14 protein-coding genes are annotated in these 16,806 nt (G+C 66.9%); 5 read left to right on the forward strand and 9 right to left on the reverse strand.

The window, feature by feature from the left end:
- Positions 1 to 97: 97 nt before the first annotated feature.
- Positions 98 to 1,261, reverse strand: a complete 1,164-nt coding sequence (locus AC1DYS_RS08170) for an ABC transporter substrate-binding protein (RefSeq protein ID WP_477897880.1) — start codon at positions 1,259 to 1,261, stop codon at positions 98 to 100.
- Positions 1,262 to 1,528: 267 nt separating this feature from the next.
- On the opposite strand from AC1DYS_RS08170, the gene AC1DYS_RS08175 reads away from it, so the two are divergent.
- Positions 1,529 to 3,370, forward strand: a complete 1,842-nt coding sequence (locus tag AC1DYS_RS08175) for a PhoX family protein (protein ID WP_477897882.1) — start codon at positions 1,529 to 1,531, stop codon at positions 3,368 to 3,370.
- Between the two features lie 224 nt (positions 3,371 to 3,594).
- On the opposite strand, the gene AC1DYS_RS08180 is transcribed toward AC1DYS_RS08175, so the two are convergent.
- On the reverse strand, positions 3,595 to 4,293 hold the full coding sequence (locus AC1DYS_RS08180; RefSeq protein WP_047484848.1) for a P-loop NTPase family protein: 699 nt from the start codon (positions 4,291 to 4,293) through the stop codon (positions 3,595 to 3,597).
- A gap of 177 nt (positions 4,294 to 4,470) precedes the next feature.
- On the opposite strand from AC1DYS_RS08180, the gene AC1DYS_RS08185 reads away from it, so the two are divergent.
- Positions 4,471 to 6,480: a PhoX family protein gene (locus AC1DYS_RS08185; RefSeq protein WP_477897884.1), complete on the forward strand. Its 2,010-nt coding sequence runs from the start codon at positions 4,471 to 4,473 to the stop codon at positions 6,478 to 6,480.
- Positions 6,481 to 6,572: 92 nt separating this feature from the next.
- On the opposite strand, the gene AC1DYS_RS08190 is transcribed toward AC1DYS_RS08185, so the two are convergent.
- From AC1DYS_RS08190 to AC1DYS_RS08220, 7 genes are all read right to left on the reverse strand, one after another.
- Positions 6,573 to 7,331: an SDR family oxidoreductase gene (locus AC1DYS_RS08190; protein ID WP_477897886.1), complete on the reverse strand. Its 759-nt coding sequence runs from the start codon at positions 7,329 to 7,331 to the stop codon at positions 6,573 to 6,575.
- Positions 7,328 to 8,146: a BPSS1780 family membrane protein gene (locus AC1DYS_RS08195; protein WP_477897888.1), complete on the reverse strand. Its 819-nt coding sequence runs from the start codon at positions 8,144 to 8,146 to the stop codon at positions 7,328 to 7,330. Before AC1DYS_RS08195 ends, AC1DYS_RS08190 begins: the two co-directional genes overlap by 4 nt.
- 31 nt (positions 8,147 to 8,177) lie before the next feature.
- Positions 8,178 to 9,137, reverse strand: a complete 960-nt coding sequence (locus AC1DYS_RS08200; protein WP_477897890.1) for a homoserine kinase — start codon at positions 9,135 to 9,137, stop codon at positions 8,178 to 8,180.
- Between the two features lie 101 nt (positions 9,138 to 9,238).
- Complete coding sequence (phnE, locus tag AC1DYS_RS08205; RefSeq protein ID WP_477897892.1) at positions 9,239 to 10,060, reverse strand: phosphonate ABC transporter, permease protein PhnE; 822 nt, start codon at positions 10,058 to 10,060, stop codon at positions 9,239 to 9,241.
- The gene (locus tag AC1DYS_RS08210; RefSeq protein ID WP_477897894.1) at positions 10,057 to 10,899 is read right to left on the reverse strand and encodes a PhnE/PtxC family ABC transporter permease; all 843 of its coding nucleotides are present in this window, start codon (positions 10,897 to 10,899) and stop codon (positions 10,057 to 10,059) included. The genes phnE and AC1DYS_RS08210 overlap by 4 nt, the downstream gene beginning before the upstream one ends.
- Positions 10,896 to 11,732: a phosphonate ABC transporter ATP-binding protein gene (locus AC1DYS_RS08215; RefSeq protein ID WP_477897896.1), complete on the reverse strand. Its 837-nt coding sequence runs from the start codon at positions 11,730 to 11,732 to the stop codon at positions 10,896 to 10,898. The genes AC1DYS_RS08210 and AC1DYS_RS08215 overlap by 4 nt, the downstream gene beginning before the upstream one ends.
- Positions 11,733 to 11,739: 7 nt before the next feature.
- Positions 11,740 to 12,600, reverse strand: coding sequence for a putative selenate ABC transporter substrate-binding protein (locus AC1DYS_RS08220; protein ID WP_477897898.1), 861 nt, complete (start codon positions 12,598 to 12,600; stop codon positions 11,740 to 11,742).
- A 108-nt stretch (positions 12,601 to 12,708) separates the two neighbouring features.
- On the opposite strand from AC1DYS_RS08220, the gene selD reads away from it, so the two are divergent.
- Genes selD through AC1DYS_RS08235 form a run of 3 tightly spaced genes read left to right on the forward strand, consistent with a single transcriptional unit; the run spans position 12,709 to position 16,792 of the window.
- Positions 12,709 to 13,785 (forward strand): selenide, water dikinase SelD, encoded by a 1,077-nt coding sequence (selD, locus tag AC1DYS_RS08225; protein ID WP_477897900.1) that lies wholly within the window; start codon positions 12,709 to 12,711, stop codon positions 13,783 to 13,785.
- Positions 13,782 to 14,831 (forward strand): tRNA 2-selenouridine(34) synthase MnmH, encoded by a 1,050-nt coding sequence (gene mnmH / locus AC1DYS_RS08230; RefSeq protein ID WP_477897902.1) that lies wholly within the window; start codon positions 13,782 to 13,784, stop codon positions 14,829 to 14,831. Before selD ends, mnmH begins: the two co-directional genes overlap by 4 nt.
- A 17-nt stretch (positions 14,832 to 14,848) precedes the next feature.
- On the forward strand, positions 14,849 to 16,792 hold the full coding sequence (locus tag AC1DYS_RS08235; RefSeq protein ID WP_477897904.1) for a bifunctional 2',3'-cyclic-nucleotide 2'-phosphodiesterase/3'-nucleotidase: 1,944 nt from the start codon (positions 14,849 to 14,851) through the stop codon (positions 16,790 to 16,792).
- Positions 16,793 to 16,806: the final 14 nt, after the last annotated feature.

Here is a 16,806-nt window from a genome sequence, read left to right on the forward strand (position 1 = left end):
GGGCGGCATGGCATGAAGTGGCTGGCTCGAGTGTGGCCAAGCTGACGCCGATCGAGTGACGGGCGGGCCACTGCGCCCCCCGCCTCTCAGCGCGTCGTTACCGCAGCAGGCGCCCGTCGCGGCTGATGACCGTTACTTCGACGAAGTGCGAACCGACACGGTTGTCGCCACCGAAATTGATCTTGAAACCGCCGGCGTCGTAGTCGCGCATTTCAGCCAACTGAGCCAGCACCTTTTCGCGTGATGGGTCGGCACGGGCGCGCTTCACGGCCTCGACCAGGACCTTCGCAGCGATGAAGCCTTCCATGCTGGCATAAGAGATCGTCTTGGCCGGCGCGTACTGCTTCATCGCGCTGTGGAATTCGCGCACCACCGCCACCGGCGAATTCATGTTGTAAGGGAAGGGCATCACCTGAGAGATGCCGACGCCGCGTGCCAAGTCGTCGCCGGTGTTCTTCAGCAGCTCCTTGAAGTTCACCACCGAGATGCTGAACAGGCGTGCCTTGTTGCCTGAGGCGCGCAGCTTCTTGATGAGGGCCGACGAGGCTTTGTTGACGGCCAYCATGATGACGGCGTCAGGGTTGGCGGCAGCGATCGCCGCGGCGGCGGTTTCGATCTCCTCGGGCTTGCTGCGGTCGTAGTTGCCGGTCGCTACGGCCTTGAGATTGAGCTTGGTCAACGCCGCTTCGGCACCGGCCAGGCCGCTCTTGCCGAAGCCGTCGTTCTGGTAGAACACCGCGAACTTGCGCAGGCCGATCGTGTGCAGGTGCTCCACCATCTTGGCCGTCTCGTCGGTGTAGCTGGCGCGAATGTGGAAGAGGTAGGGGTTGACCGGGTTACGCAGGTCCTCGGCGCCTGTGTACGGGGCGAGCAAGGCGATCTTGTTGTCGCTCAGCACGTTGTTCTTGTTCAGCGCGAGGATGTTGGCCGTGCCGACAAAGCCGAACAAGGCGACCGGACTCTCCTTGTCGATGATCTCCTTCGTGAACTGGAGCGTTGCCTCGGGCTTGTACGCATCGTCCTTTTGCACGACGCGGATCTTGCGGCCGTAGATGCCGCCCTTGGCATTGACACCGGCAAAGTAGGCTGCGGCACCAGAGGCGTATTCGTCGCCGGTGCCGGCAATCACGCCGCTGAGCGGCACGACCTGGCCTATGACGATTTCGCTCGCCGCCAGGGCCGGCGTAGCACAGAGGCTCATCGCGGTGGCTGCGAGCAGGGATGCGCAGAGAGAGCGAACGGAAAGGGAAGCGCGACGCATGAAAGGGTCTCCTTATTGGTGCGGCGCAGTCTGGGTGGGCTGATCTGTTCAGCACACCCGGGTTAATACGGTCGAATGTGATGGTCTGCGCAGAAAGTGCCGGATCTCGAGCGGGATATCGAGCCCCGACGGCTTGCGCGCGGGCATACCGTAGCTTGGCCGACGCAGATCAGGTAGCCCGCAGCCGAGCCCGGTTTTCGTTCAGGTCACGTTCATGTCACACGGCGTTTCTACGATGTGGTGAGTTACCAACCCACAGGAACCCGCATGTCCTACATCACCGATCGGCTGCGTGCCGAACACGCAGCCCGTACCGGCCGTACCGAAATCGAACTCGTCCCCGGGCAAATGTTCGGCGACGTGCTGGAGAAGGCACAGGTGCAGCGCCGCTCGCTGCTCAAAGGCGGCTTCGGCGCTTCCATCGCCGCCGTGTTTGGCAGCGCAGCCCTCGCTGCCTGCGGCGGTGGCGACGATGACGCTCCCGTTGCCACGCCCGACACCAACTACGGCGTGGGCTTTCGCAAGGTCACGGCCACCACCGGCAACGCGGTCATCGTGCCCGAGGGCTACACCGTCGACGTGATGTTCAGTGCCGGCGATGCGGTCGTTGCAGGCAGCACGGCATTCACCGGCACCTTTCTCGGCTCGGCAGACACCGAAAAGTTCTCGGGTGGTCAGCACGACGGCATGCACTTCTACGAACTGCCGGGTGTCGACCCAAAGCTGGGCGGATTGCTGGCCATCAACCACGAAGCGCCGGATGCGGCCATCCTGTTCCCGAACGGGACGCTGCCGTCGCCAGCGACTGCCGAAGATCTGAAGATCGTGCTGTCGTCGGTCGGCGTGTCGGTGATCGAGGTGGAACTGAAGTCGGGCAAGTGGGCCGTGAAGAAGGATTCTCCTTACAACAAGCGCTACACCGGCAACACCGTCTTCAACGTCAGCGGCCCCGCGGCTGCGGTGGTCGGTGCCACCGTGGTCGGCACGTTGAACAACTGCTCGAGCGGCGCCACGCCCTGGGGCACCTACCTCACCTGCGAAGAGACAACCGACAACTACCTCGACCCCACGCAGCCTGCGCAGGGCTACGGCTGGGTCGTCGAGATCGACCCGCAGGGCAAGCTCGCCAACACGCCGGTCAAGCGCACGGCGCTGGGCCGCTTCGACCACGAGAACACCTCGTACATGCTCGACGCCGCCAACAACATGGCGCTGTACATGGGCGACGACGGCACGCCGGGTTGCATCTACAAGTTCGTGCCGAGTGCCAAGGTCAATCTGAGCGACCGCAGCGCCAATGGCACCGTGCTCGACAACGGCACGCTCTACGCCGCCAAGTTCAACGCTGACGGCACGGGCCAGTGGATCGCACTGGTGCAGGGCACGAACGGCCTGACCGTCGGTGCCGTGGACCCGGGCCTGGTGCCGCAATCGGCCACCGCGCCCGCCACCACCGTCGTGGACTTCACGACGCAAGCCGACGTGCTGATCAACACCAAGGCCGCCGCCCGCGTGGCCGGCGCAACGCAGATGGACCGCCCCGAGTGGGTCACCGTCGGCCCGGACAAGAAGATCTACGTCACGCTGACCAAGAACGGCGGCCGCAAGGTGGCAGACGCTGCAAACCCGCGCGCCGGCAACCCGCACGGGCACATCATCCGTTGGAGCGAAACCGACGACTCGCCGCTCGCCACCACCTTCAAGTGGGAGATCTTCCTGCTGGGCGGCGACGCGCGTTTCACCGACGCGACTGCCAAGGGCAACATCTCGGGCGACACCTTCTCAAGCCCCGACGGACTGCGCGTGGACCCCCAAGGCCGCCTGTGGGTGCAGACGGATGCGAACACCGACGCCGCGATCACCAACACCTTCGGCAACAACTCGATGTACTACGTCGACCAGAAGACGAAGCAGTCGACGCGCTTCCTGGTCGGGCCGGATGGCTGCGAGATCACCGGCATCGCCTACACGCCGGACCTCGCGACCTTCTTCATCAACATCCAGCATCCGACCGGAACCTGGCCATCGAACGTGCAAGGCAACAGCTTGCCGCCGCGCTCGTCGACTGTCGTCGTGCGCCGCACCGACGGCAAGCCGGTAGGAGCTTGAGCACCGGAGCGCAATAGGCCGCTGGCAGTACTGCGCCTCCCGAGGCTCTGCCAGTAGCTACTACGGTGCGGGGCTTCGATGCCTTAGCCTGAGCGGCTGTTGTCACGCAAGCAACAGAAGGGCAAGCGAAGCGACGCTCTCATCAAGCAACACCCGCGGATCCGGCTTTGCCGGTCCGCTGGGTGGCGCCCCTCGGGGGCAGGAGCGAAGCGACTGGGGGGCCGTCAAACCTCGACTTCGTCGATCTCGCGGTAGGTATCGCGCAACCACATCTTGAGGCGCTGGCGGTCCATCAGTCCTAGGCTCGACGGCCCTTCGGCTTCCTGCGGTGTCTTGGCCTTCCAGAAGCTGCTGCTGGTGGCGTCTATCTTGTTGATGACGGAGTCGTGCAGCTTGCGCACCGACACCAGCTGGGCGCCAAGCGACAGGGCTCGCGCTTGTTCACCGGATTGCTCGAGCACGCTGAAGTCGCTGCCGCGCACGTGGTTGCGCACGAGCACGTACCTGAGCGCCGGGCCGAAGCGGTCGAGCAGCTTCTTGAGCAGGTCGACCGAGTCCTTGCCGGTGTCCATCACGTGCCAGTAGTGCACGGTCGAGCCCATCTCGTCGACCAGGTTGAGCACGCCCGAGTCGTCCATCCAGCGCACCAGCGGCTCATGCGTCTGAGCCGCCAGGTCGACGAGGATGCGGCGCTGCGGCTGGTCGACGGTGGCTTCGACGATGGCGTCGAGCGCTTCGTAGCGGTCCACCACCACCGGCGAGGCATAGCCGGCATAGAAGCGCATCAGCGCGCCATGGGAGCGGTCGGTGTCGAAGCCGAGAAACGGCAGCTGCTTGTCGATCATGTATTGCGCGAGAACGCGCGCCACCAGCGATTTGCCGACGCCGCCTTTTTCACCACCGATGAAATGGATGTTGCTCATCGAGACCGTTCTCCTTGTTGGGGCTGCATGGTTGGGACCGTCCGCATTGTGACGGCAACTGCCGCGCTTGCCGGCGTGCTGTCACCGAATCGTCACGGGTCTGTCATGGACCTTTCACGCCTTCTTTCTATGGTGCTGGGTGCCAGACGAAGTCCCATCCAGCCCAAAGAAGCATTCATGACAAACGCTCACAAAAACGATCTCGACACCACGATCCAGGCGCCCAACGAATCCCGCCGCCGGCTGCTGAAGGCCTTCTCGGGCGCGCCGCTGCTGCCGTTGGCCGGCTATGCCGGCGCTGCCGGCCTGCTCACCGCCTGCGGCGGTGGCGACGATGATCCAGCCCCGGCCACGCCGGCCGCCACCATCACCTCGGTCAGCTTCACCGGCATGGCTGCACCCGCCACGACCGTGCCGCTGAGCGCGGCGCAAGCCGCCGCCATGGCCACTGTGACGGTCGGCTCGCAGCTGGTCGCGAAATACAGCGACGGCAGCACCCAGACCTTCGCGCTGAAGTACGAACCGTTTTTCGCTACCGGCGACATGGTGTCCGACGGCAAGGGCGGCACCGTGCTGAGCGGCGGCTATGTGGACATCCACGGCCAGCCGATCATCGACACGTCGGTGCCTGGCAAGGAGCGCCAGTTCTTCTCCGACTCTCCCGATGGCAGCTCGCTGCTGACCCTGCCCAGCACGACGGTCGCTGGCATCAAGGGCAAGCCGGTTTTCGCGGTGGTGCAGTTCGAGTACACGACGCGCAACCAGGCCCTGGGCGACACCTACGGCACCTTGCCCTCGCCCATTGCCGTGCTCACGCTGGACCAGGACCAGACCACTGGCAAGCTGAGCCTCGTGAAGTACCACAACGTCGACACCTCGGCTGCGCACGGACTCTGGATCACCTGCGGCGCCAGCCTCTCACCGTGGGGCACGCACCTGTCGAGCGAAGAGTACGAGCCGGATGCGGCCTTCATCGACACCAACGCCCAGTTCAAGGCCTACAGCAAGAACATCTTCGGTGACGAGACCACCGCCAAGCCTTACCACTACGGCCACCTGCCGGAAGTGACGGTCAACCCCGATGGCACCGGCACCATCAAGAAGCACTACTGTCTGGGCCGCATCTCGCATGAGCTGATTCAGGTGATGCCTGACCAGCGTACCGCGATCATGGGCGACGACTACACCAACGGCGGCTTCTTCATGTTCGTCGCCGACAAGGAGAAAGACCTGTCGGCCGGCACGCTGTACGTTGCCCAGGTGGGCGCCGGTTTCTCGATCGACCCCGCCGCTGCCGGTGCGCCGCTGAGCTGGATCAACCTGGGTCACGCAACGAGCGCCGAGATCGAAGCGCTGGCCAACACGCTCAAGGCGAGCGACATCATGGCCGTCAGCAAGACCGACCCGGCCGATGCCAGCTACACCAAGGTCTTCTGCGACGGCAAGGCCAACTGGATCAAGCTGGTGCCGGGCATGGAGAAGGCCGCGGCCTTCCTCGAGACGCACCGCTACGCCAACCTGATGGGCGGCAGCATGGCCTACACCAAGATGGAAGGCACGACCGTCAACATCAAGGACAAGGTGGCGTACTCGGCGCTGCAAAACATGCAAGCGTCGATGGTGCGAGGTGACCTCGCGTGGCGCGAGTCGATGAACGTCACGATCGAGAAGAAGCTGGTGGCCGGCGGCGTGATGCAGCACAGCCTGGCAGGTGGCCAGAAAGACACGGCGGGCGCCGCGATCAACAGCGAGTGGGTGCCTGTGCAGACGAAGGCCTTGCTGGTGGGCGAAGACCTCGCCGTGGCCGATGCGCTGGGCAACCTCTCCAACCCGGACAAAATCGGCAACCCCGACAACCTCAAGTTCTCCGAGAAGCTGCGCACGCTCTTCATCGGCGAAGACAGCAGCACGCACGTCAACAACTTCCTGTGGGCGTACAACGTGGACACCAAGGTGCTGTCTCGTCTGCTGTCGATTCCGGCGGGCGGCGAGTCGACCGGCCTGCACGCCGTCGACCAGATCAACGGCTGGACCTACATCATGAGCAACTTCCAGCACCCGGGCGACTGGAGCGCGAGCTTGCACGCCAAGGTGCAGGCCGACCTGGACCCGCTGGTGCGCGCGAACTACAAAGACCGCTTCGGCGCGTCGGTGGGCTACCTCACCGGCTTGCCGGTGATCGGCTGATCAGAACAACTCGAACAAGAACTGGGATGCGAGTCTGGCCACGGGCGCAAGCCCGTGGCTTTTTTATTKGACGACTCGAATGACCGAAGGCGTCAGCCGCGGCCGACGAAGGGCATCTTCGTTGCCATGATGGTCATGAATTGCACGTTCGATTCGAGCGGCAGCGCGGCCATGTGAACGATGGCGTTGGCGACGTGCTCCACGTCCATGCGTGGCTCGACCATCATCTCGCCGTTGGCTTGCGGCACGCCGCGCGTCATGCGCTCGGTCATGTCGGTGGCGGCGTTGCCGATGTCGATCTGGCCGCAGGCGATGTCGAAGGCCCGGCCGTCGAGCGAGGTCGACTTGGTGAGCCCGGTGATCGCGTGCTTGGTGGCGGTGTAGGGCGCGCTGTTGGGCCGCGGTGCGTGGGCCGAGATCGAGCCGTTGTTGATGATGCGGCCGCCGCGCGGACTCTGGTTCTTCATCAGGCGGAAGGCCTGCTGCGTGCAGAGAAAGGCGCCGGTCAGGTTGGCGTCGAGCACGGTCTTCCACTGCTCGTAGCTCAGCTCGTCGAGCGGCACCGGCGGCGCGCCTGTGCCGGCGTTGTTGAACAGCAGGTCGAGCCGGCCGAAGCGTGCGTGCGTGGCGTCGAACAAGGCCTTCACCGAGGCCGGGTCGGCAACGTCGGCGGGCACGGCCAGCGCATTCGCCGCCAGCGCACCGGCATCGGCCACCGCCTTTTGCAATGGCTCGGCACGCCGCCCGGCAAACACCACGCCGTAGCCGGCGCGCAGCAGCGCGAGCGCGGTGGCGCGCCCGATGCCGGTACCGGCACCGGTGACGATGGCGATCGATGTGGGTGTGCTCATGGGGAAGTCTCCTTCTCGGCGGGTGGGGCCAACGGCGGCATCTCGAAACAATCGGCGAAGGTGAAGTACAGCGAAGCGTAGAACACGGCGACGAACAGCAACACTGCTGGCGCCATGGCGACGGCTGCCACACCGGGCAGGCCCAGCAGCGCAAAGAGGATCGAGCTGACCAGCGCGAAAGCCATCACCGCAGCGACCCCCGTCAGCGCGTAAATCACGAAGGCACCCTTGTTGCGCCAGCAGGCCACGGTGCTGAAGAACAAGGACTTGAGCGCGGTCTGGCCGCCCCAGTACACCAGCGCCGGCGCATGCCACAGCGGCAGGCTGAACAGCGTGGCGGCGCTTGCGAACCACAGCAGGCTCATCTGCAGCCGTGAGTCGTCCAGCAGCTCGCCCACGCTCTCGGGCGTGGCCTTGCCGCTCGCGACGGCGTTCTGCAATGCGGCGTAGCGGCCGCCATCGATCCAGCTGTAGACCGAGGCAACGACGAGCATGGTCACAGCATAGATGGCACCCAGCTGCCAGAGGGCACGCGCGCGCGAACGCTCGCCGCGCAAGGGTTCGATGAAGACCCTTGGCGTTGGGTAGCGGCCTTGCAGGCTCTGCTGCGTGGCCAGCATGAAGCCCAGCGTGACGAGCGGCATGCAGGCCCAGAAAAGCAGCGCGCCGATCCAGGGCAGGAGCTGCGCGACCAGCATGCCCAGCAGCAAGACGCCGAACAAGGCCATGAAGGACAGCGGCCGCGAGAAGAAGACGCGAAAGCCCTGGCGCACCCACAGCGCTCCGCGGCTGGCGGGGACGAGTTGAAGTTTCATGAAGGGTCTGTGGACCTGTGAATCGCGTGTGTCAGATGAAAGCCGGGTGCCAGGGTTCATTGACCCGGTGTGTCAGCACGCGTTCGAAGTGGGTGGGGTCGTGGGCTTTCAGCACGGCGGCGTCGCGCGGCAGATGGAAGTCCCACAGGCGCGAGATCCAGAAGCGCAGCGCGGCAGCGCGCATCAGCGCCGGCATCAGCCGCCGCTCGCTCGACCCGAGCGGGCGCACGGCGTCGTACGCAGCCACGAAGGCGACGGCACGCTCTTCGACCAGGCGACCGCTTTCGAGGTCGATGCACCAGTCGTTCAGGCACACCGCGATGTCGAACAGAAAGGTGTCAACGCCGGCGAAGTAGAAGTCGAAGAAGCCGGTGAGCTTGTGGCCTTCGAACATCACGTTGTCACGGAACAGGTCGGCATGGATCGGGCCGCGCGGCAGCGCCGCGTAGGCGGCTGATGCGCCGAGTTGCTGCTGGAAGCCCAGCTCGCTTTCGATCAGCGTGCGCTGCGCGGGCGTGAGGTGGGGTGCTACCACCGGCACCGTCTCGCCCCACCATTCGAGCCCGCGCAGGTTGGGCTGGTGGCGCGGGTAGTCTTGCCCCGCCAGGTGCATGCGCGCGAGCATAGCGCCCACGCTTTCGCAGTGGAGGGTGTCGGGTGCGAGCTGGTGGCTGCCGCTCAGGCGGTTGACCACGGCGGCAGGCTTGCCGTACAGCATGTGCAGGATCTCGCCGCTGGCGTCGGCCTGCGGCTCGGGCACCGGCACGCCGTGCGTGGCCAGGTGCTTCATCAGGTGCAGGTAGAAGGGCAGCTGCTCGAAGCTCAGGCGCTCGAACACCGTGAGCACGTAGCGGCCTTGCGCGGTGTCGGCAAAGTAGTTGGTGTTTTCGATGCCGGCGGCTATGCCCTTGAGCGCGGTGAGTTCGCCAATGCCCAGGCGGCCGATCAGTGCGGCGGCGTCGTCGAACGAGACTTCAGTGAAGACAGCCATGTCAGTGCCCGGTCACGAGCAGAGGTAGCCTGTCGCAGGCGATCGAGGGCGAAAATTTCATGCAAGCATTGTAGGGAGCAGGCGTGCCCTAAGGCGTCGCCCTAGTGGCGTGCAGGGGCCAGGCGCTGCCTGAGCCAGCCGCTGGCTGCGTCCACGCCGACCACGAGCACGAACATGGCCAGCAGCACGGTCATCGCCTGCGCCTGCTGGAACAGCGAGAGGTGGAAATACAGCATCTGCCCGAGACCGCCCGCGCCAACGAAGCCGAGCACCGCCGCCATGCGGATGTTCATCTCCCAGCGATACAGCGCATAGCCCAGCCACTGCGGCGCGGCCAGCGGCAAGTTGGCGTAGCCAAAGGCGGCAACCGGGCCGGCACCGGCTTCGCGCAGCGCCCGCTCGGTGGTGGCCGGCAGGTTCTCCAGGGTCTCGCCGAAGAGGCGGCCCAGCACGCCGGCCGTGTGCACTGCGAGCGCCAGCGTGCCGGCCATCGGCCCGAGCCCGGCCGCGAGCACCATCAGCGTGGCCCAGACCAGCTCGGGCACGCTGCGCAGCACGTTAAGCAGCAGGCGCGATGCGGCCCGGCTCACCCGCCCAAAGCGGCCCGAAGCCGGCAGCGCGAGCGGCATCGCCACCAGCGCGGCGAGCAAGGTGCCGATGCTCGACACCGCGAGCGTCTGCAAAGACGCTTCGACCGTGCGGGCCAGGAAGCTGCCCGACAGATCGGGCGGGAAGAACTCGGCGATGAAGCGGCCCATCAGGCGCAGCGATTCGGCACTGAACAGGCCGCCCCAGCCGACCGACAGGTAAGCGAAGCTCGCCACCACGACGGCCAGCAGCCCCAATGCGCCCGCCAGGCAGGCGAAGCAGGGGCGCCAGGCGCGCCCGTCGAAGGCGATCGGCAGTGTCTGCGGCGTCGTCATGCCAGGGCCTTGCGCAATGCCGCGCTGATGCCATCGGCCAGCAGCACCAGCAGCAAGAAGGTCAGCAAGATGGCGCTGGCCTCGCCGCCGTTGAGCATCTTCATCGACTGGTCCATCAGCTGCCCCAAACCGCCTGCGCCCACGAAACCCATCACCACCGAGGCGCGCACTGCGCACTCCCAGCGGTAGACGGTGTACGAGGCCAGCTCCTGCGCGGCGCCGGGCACCAGGCCGTACAGCAAGGCCGAGACTCGGCCGCCGCCGGCTTCGAGCAGCGCACGGGCCGGCTGTGTGTCCGTCGATTCGAGGATCTCGCTGTAGACCTTGCCGAGCAGGCCACCGTACGCAATGCCGAGTGCCAGCACGCCAGCGCCCGGCCCGAGGCCCAACGCGCGCACCAGCACCAGCGCCCACACCACCTCGGGCACGGCGCGCAGCACCATGAGCACGAAGCGCGCCGATTGCCTCACGCCGGCCGCACGCCACACGCCAGGCCCGGGCCCGATGCGGGAGATCGACAGCGCGCGCGTCGCCACGAACGCGAGCGGCGCGGCCAGCACGAACGCGAGCGCCATGCCGGCAGTGGCCATGGCCAGTGTTTCGAGCGTGCCGCGCGCGAGCAGCGCCAGAAAGTTGGGGGCCGTCGACGGCGGCAGAAAGCCGGCGAGGAAGCCACGCATGGCTTGCAGGCCCTGTGAATCGAAGAGCAGCCAGGGACGGAACTCCGACCACGCGAGCAGCGGCCACAGCACCACCACGAAGGCGATGAAGCCGCCGACGCGACCGGACCACGCTGGGTCGCGGGCGACGGCGGCGGGTGGCGAGGCGAGGGCTGTCACAGGCGAGCGGGCTGCAGCGCCGGCGAGGCGACCACGTCGGGAGCTGCCGAGTCGTGCGGGTGTTGGTCGACACCATGGACCGGCGGAACACCACCCTCGGAGGCATACAACGCCGACAGCATCTCCGGCGTCACGCTGCCGGCTGGCAGGTCGAACACCACACGCCCACTGCGCATGCCGACGATGCGCGGGAACCACTTGAGCGCCAGGTCCACCGCATGCAGCGAGGCCACCAGCGTGGCGCCGTCGCGCTCGCTGGCGGCCACGAGGGCAGCGAGCGTCTGGTCGGCCAGCGTCGGGTCGAGCGACGAGACGGGTTCATCGGCGAGCATCAGCGCCGGCTGCTGGTAGAGCACGCGTGCGATACCCACCCGCTGCAGCTGGCCGCCCGAGAGCCGGTCGCAGCGGTCGAACAGGCGGTCACCCAGGCCGAGCTGCGCCAGCGCCGCGTGGGCACCGGCCATGTCGGCCGGGTAGACCAGAGAGGCGATGGCGCGCCACAGCGGCCACCGACCCAGTCGGCCCGCCAGCACGGCCGTGACCACGCGCAGGCGCGGCGGGATCGGCGGCTGCTGATGGATGGTGCCGATGCGTGCGCGCAAGCGCCTCAGCGGCCCGGGTGCCAGGCGCCACGGTGCGCTGGCGAGCAAATTCACCTCGCCCTCGCCGGGTTTGAGCGAAGCGCCCAGCACACGCAGCAGGGTGGTCTTGCCGGCGCCCGAGGCACCGATCACCGCCAGCCGCTCGCCTTGCACTGCGGCCAGGCTCACCTGCTCCAGCGCGCGGTGGCCATTGGCGTGGACCAGCCCGCAGCCGGACAGGGTGAAGCCCATGCGCGGCTTACTTGATGAGCCCGGCGGCCTTGCCGGCAGCTTCGATGCCGTCGTAGTTGGACGACTTCGTGGCGATGAAGCGGCTTGCGCGTTGCAGCGCGAGGATTTCCTTGTCGGCGGGCTTGGCGGCGTCGAGCTTCAGGAACGCGTCGGTGAGCTTCTTGGTGACGGCGGCGTCGAGGCCGGGCCGCACCGTCCAGTTGTAGTCGTAGTACGGCGGGGTGGTGACCAGCACGCGCACCTTGGCCGCGTTGGGGTTGCCGGCTTCGACCAGCTTGTCCCACACCGAGGCGTTCAGCACGCCGGCTCCCGCGCGGCCGGCGGCCACGAAGGCGACAGTGGCGTCATGCGCGCCGCTGTAGGCCACGGTCTTGAAGTCGCGCTCAGGCTCGATGCCGGCCTGCAGCAGAAAGAAGCGCGGCATCAGGCTGCCCGAGGTCGATGAGGCGGCGCCGAAGGCGAAGGTCTTGCCCTTCAGGTCGGCCAGCGTCTTCGCATCGCTGTCGATCGGCACGATGAACTTGCTGGTGAATTTCTCGTCTTCCGCGCGCTGCACGATGGGCAACGCGCCGCCTTGCGTGCGCTGGCGCGCCTGCACGAAAGTGAAGCCGCCGAGCCAAGCCATGTCGATCTTGTTCGTGGCCAGCCCTTCGACCACGGCGGCATAGTCGGTCACGGGAATGAACTGCACCGCCAGGCCGGTTTCCTTGGCGAGGTAGTCGCCCAGCGGGGCGAACTTGCGCTGCAGCTCCGTGGGCGCCTCATCCGGGATGGCCGAGACGCGCAGGGTGGTGGTCTGCGCCATGGCAGTAGCAGCCATGGAACCGAGCAGCGCCAGAGCGCAGAGAGAACGGGTGAACAGGGTCATGGTGAGATTTTTTGTGAGCGGCCGGTCGGCGCGAAGAGGGGGATTCTAGGAACCCGGTGTCGCGGCCCCACCCCTCGCGATAATGCGAGGCTGCGAAAAAAGGCGCCCATGGACACCAAAACCTCGATCGAATCGACCCCCGCGCCGATCCGCCTCACCAGCTTCTCGCATGGCGGCGGCTGCGGCTGCAAGATCGCGCCCGGCGTGTTGTCGGAGATCCTGCGCCACAGCGGCGCAGGCGGCCTGCTGCCCAAGGAGCTGCTGGTCGGCATCGAGACGGCTGACGACGCGGCCGTCTACCAGCTCAATGACGAGCAGGCGCTCATCGCCACCACCGACTTCTTCATGCCCATCGTCGACGACCCGTTCGACTTTGGCCGCATCGCTGCCACCAACGCCATCAGCGACGTCTACGCCATGGGCGGCAAGCCCATCATGGCGCTGGCGCTGGTAGCGATGCCGATCAACCAGCTGCCGGTGGAGGTGATCGGCCGCGTGCTGGAAGGCGGGCAGGCCGTGTGCCGCGCGGCCGGCATACCGATCGCGGGCGGCCACACCATTGACTCGGTCGAACCGATCTATGGGCTGGTGGTGATGGGCCTGGTGCACCCGAAGCGGGTGCGGCGCAACCGCGATGCGCAGGCCGGCGACGTGCTGGTGCTCGGCAAGCCGCTCGGCGTGGGCGTGCTCTCCGCCGCGTTGAAGAAGAACCGCCTCGATGCTGCCGGCTATGCACAACTCATCGACACCACGACACGCCTGAACACGCCAGGCATCGCCTTGGCGCAGCTCGATGGCGTGCATGCGCTGACCGACGTCACCGGTTTCGGCCTCGCCGGCCACACGCTCGAGCTGGCGCGAGGCGCCGGCCTGCGCGCCGTGATCGAGTGGAGCCGTGTGCCCGTGCTCGACGGCATCACCGCGCTGGCCGAGGGCGGCTGCATCACCGGCGCATCAGACCGCAACTGGGCCGGCTACGGCGCCGAGGTTCAGCTCGACGGCGCCCTGCCGCCGATGGCGCGCGCGCTGCTCACCGACCCACAGACCAGCGGCGGCCTGCTGGTGAGCTGCGCGCCGGGTGCCGTCGACGAGGTGCTGCGCATCTTCCGCAAAGAAGGCTTCGACGCCGCCGCGGTCATCGGCCGCATGGAAGCCGGCGAAGCCGCGCTCAGCGTCGCTGCATGAAAGAGCCGACCCGCGTCGCCGATCGCCACCGCTTCGACACGATCGTCGACGCGCGTTCGCCGGCGGAATACGCGATCGACCACATTCCCGGCGCCATCAACTGCCCGGTGCTCGACGACGACGAGCGGCGCATCGTCGGCACGCTCTACAAGGAGCGGGGTGCCTTCGAGGCGCGGCGTGTCGGCGGCGGCATGGTGGCCGCCAATCTCGCACGCCATCTGAAGGATCATTTCTCCGACAAGCCTGCGAGCTGGAAGCCGCTCGTCTACTGTTGGCGCGGCGGCCTGCGCAGCGGCTCGATGACCACCTGGCTGCGCATGGTGGGGTGGGACGCACACCAGCTCGCCGGCGGCTACAAGAGCTGGCGCCGCCACGTGATCGACACCCTCGAGACGCTGGCGCCGAGGCTGCAGCTGGTGGTGGTGTGCGGAGCTACCGGCAGCGCCAAGACACGGGTGCTGCATGCGCTGGCCGCGCAAGGCGAACAGACGCTCGACCTCGAAGGCGCGGCCCGCCACAAGGGCTCGCTGCTGGGTGATTTGCCGGATGCACCGCAGCCCTCGCAGACCGGCTTCGAGACGGCGCTCGCCGCGATGCTGGAAGGCGTTGACCCGGCCCGACCGCTCTACGTCGAAGGCGAAAGCCGCAAGATCGGCCGACTCACCGTGCCGGTGCCGCTGGTCGACCGCATGCGCGCCAGCCCATGCATCGAGATCCACGCCACGCTCGAAGCGCGCCTGGCGTATCTGCTGCGCGACTACGCCTACCTCGGCGAGCGGCCTGACTGGCTGGCCGAGCGGCTCGGCATGCTGACGGCGCTGCATGGCAAGGAGACGATCGCCGCGTGGCAGGCGATGGCTCATGCCGGTGACCTGGCGCCCCTGTTCGAGCAGCTGGCCGTGAGGCACTACGACCCGGCCTACTCGCGATCGCAGCGCGTGCACTTTCGCGAATGGGCACAGCGGCAGATCACCGAGACGGCGGACCTGTCGCCCGCCGGCATCGACGACCTTGCCCGGCGCATCGCCTCAGCACAGAACCGCTGACCCTTGAAGGAACCTGCATGAACCTTTGCCGCACCGCATTCGCGCTGCTGCTCGCCGCCGGCTGCAGTGCCGCCGGTGCCGTGGAAGTGAAGCTGCGCATCCTGGAGACGACCGATCTCCACATGAACCTGCTCAGCTACGACTACTACCAGGACACCACGACTGACCAGTACGGCCTGGCGCGCACCATCACGCTGATCAAGGCGGCGAGGGCGGAAGCACCAAACAGCCTGTTGTTCGACAACGGCGACCTGCTGCAGGGCAATCCGCTCGGTGACTTCGTCGCGAAAGTGCAGCCGCTGCAGGACGGGCAGGTGCACCCCGCCTACAAGGTGATGAACCGGCTCGCTTACGACGCCGCCAACATCGGCAACCACGACTTCAACTACGGCCTGCCCTTCCTGCGGCGAGCGCTCGCGGGGGCGGCCTTTCCGTACGTTAACGCGAACGTCTTCGTCGACGATGCCGACAAGGCCGGCCCGAAAGCGAAGCACGCTTTCACGCCGTACGTGCTGCTCGATCGCCAGCTGGTCGATGCGGCTGGCGTGGCGCACCCCATCAAGGTAGGCGTGATCGGCTTCGTGCCGCCACAGATCATGCAGTGGGACAAGACGAATCTCGAGGGCAAGGTGGTGGTGCGCGACATCGCTGCCACCGCGCGGCGCTATGTGCCGGAGATGCGCGCGAAGGGCGCGAACGTCATCATTGCGATTCCGCACTCCGGCCTCGAGCGCACGTGGACGGGCGAGCTGGCCGAGAACGAAGTCGGCCAATTGGCCGAGGTGCCGGGCATCGATGCCATCCTGTTCGGCCACTCACACGCCGAGTTCCCGGGGCCCGACTTCGCCAACCGGCCGCACGTGGACATCGCCCGCGGCACGATCAATGGCGTGCCGGCCGTGATGCCGGGCCGCTGGGGCGACCACCTGGGCGTGATCGACCTGACGCTCGACCACAGTGGCGACGCGTGGAAGGTGCTCACCAGCCAGTCGTCCATCCGCCCGATCTACGACCGTGCGGCCAAGCGCTCGCTGGCCGCGGCCGACCCGCTGGTCGAGCAGGCGATCGGCGATGAACACGCGCGCACGCTCGACTACATCCGCGGCCGCGTGGCGGTGAGCAGTGACCCGATCTACAGCTACTTCGCGCAGGTGGCCGACGACCCATCGGTGCAGGTCGTCTCGAACGCGCAGATCGCCTACGTGAAGCGCGCGATGCAAGGCACCGGCTACGAAAAGCTGCCGGTGCTGTCGGCCGCGGCGCCGTTCAAGACTGGTGGCCGACAGGGCTGGAACTACTACACCGACATTCCTGCCGGCCCGCTCGCGCTGAAGAACATTGCCGATCTCTACATGTACCCGAACACCGTGAAGGCGATGCTGCTGACGGGTGCGCAGGTGCGCGAGTGGATCGAGATGTCGGCCGGCCAGTTTCGCCGCATCGACCCGAAGGGCGCGGCGCGCCAGCCGCTGCTCGACGAAACCTTCCGCTCGTACAACTTCGACACGCTCGACGGCGTGAGCTACGAGCTCGACCTCGCGCAGCCGGCCCGCTACACCGGCAACGGCGCGTTGGCCGCGCCCGACGCGCACCGCGTGCAGAACCTGCGCTACCAGGGCAAGCCGGTCGAGCCGACGGCGCGCTTCATCGTCGCGACCAACAACTACCGCGCCTACGGCGGAGGCAACTTCCCGGGTCTCGTCGCCGCCAACGTGGTGCTCGACGCACCCGACGAGAACCGCCAGGTGCTGGTCGACTACCTCGCACAGGCGGCAGCCGGCGAGAAGGGCGGCCAGTTCAACCCGAGCGCCGACGGCAACTGGAAGATCCAGCCGGTGCCCGGCGTGGCCATGACTTTCCTGACCGGCAGCGGCGCAAAGCGCTACGTTGCGCGCCACCCGGCCATCAAGTTCGTGCAGGACAACGACGACGGCTCGGCGACCTTCGAGCTGACGCCATGACGGCGCTTCCATGC

It is taken from the genome of Rhizobacter sp. P2_G4 (assembly GCF_056403575.1).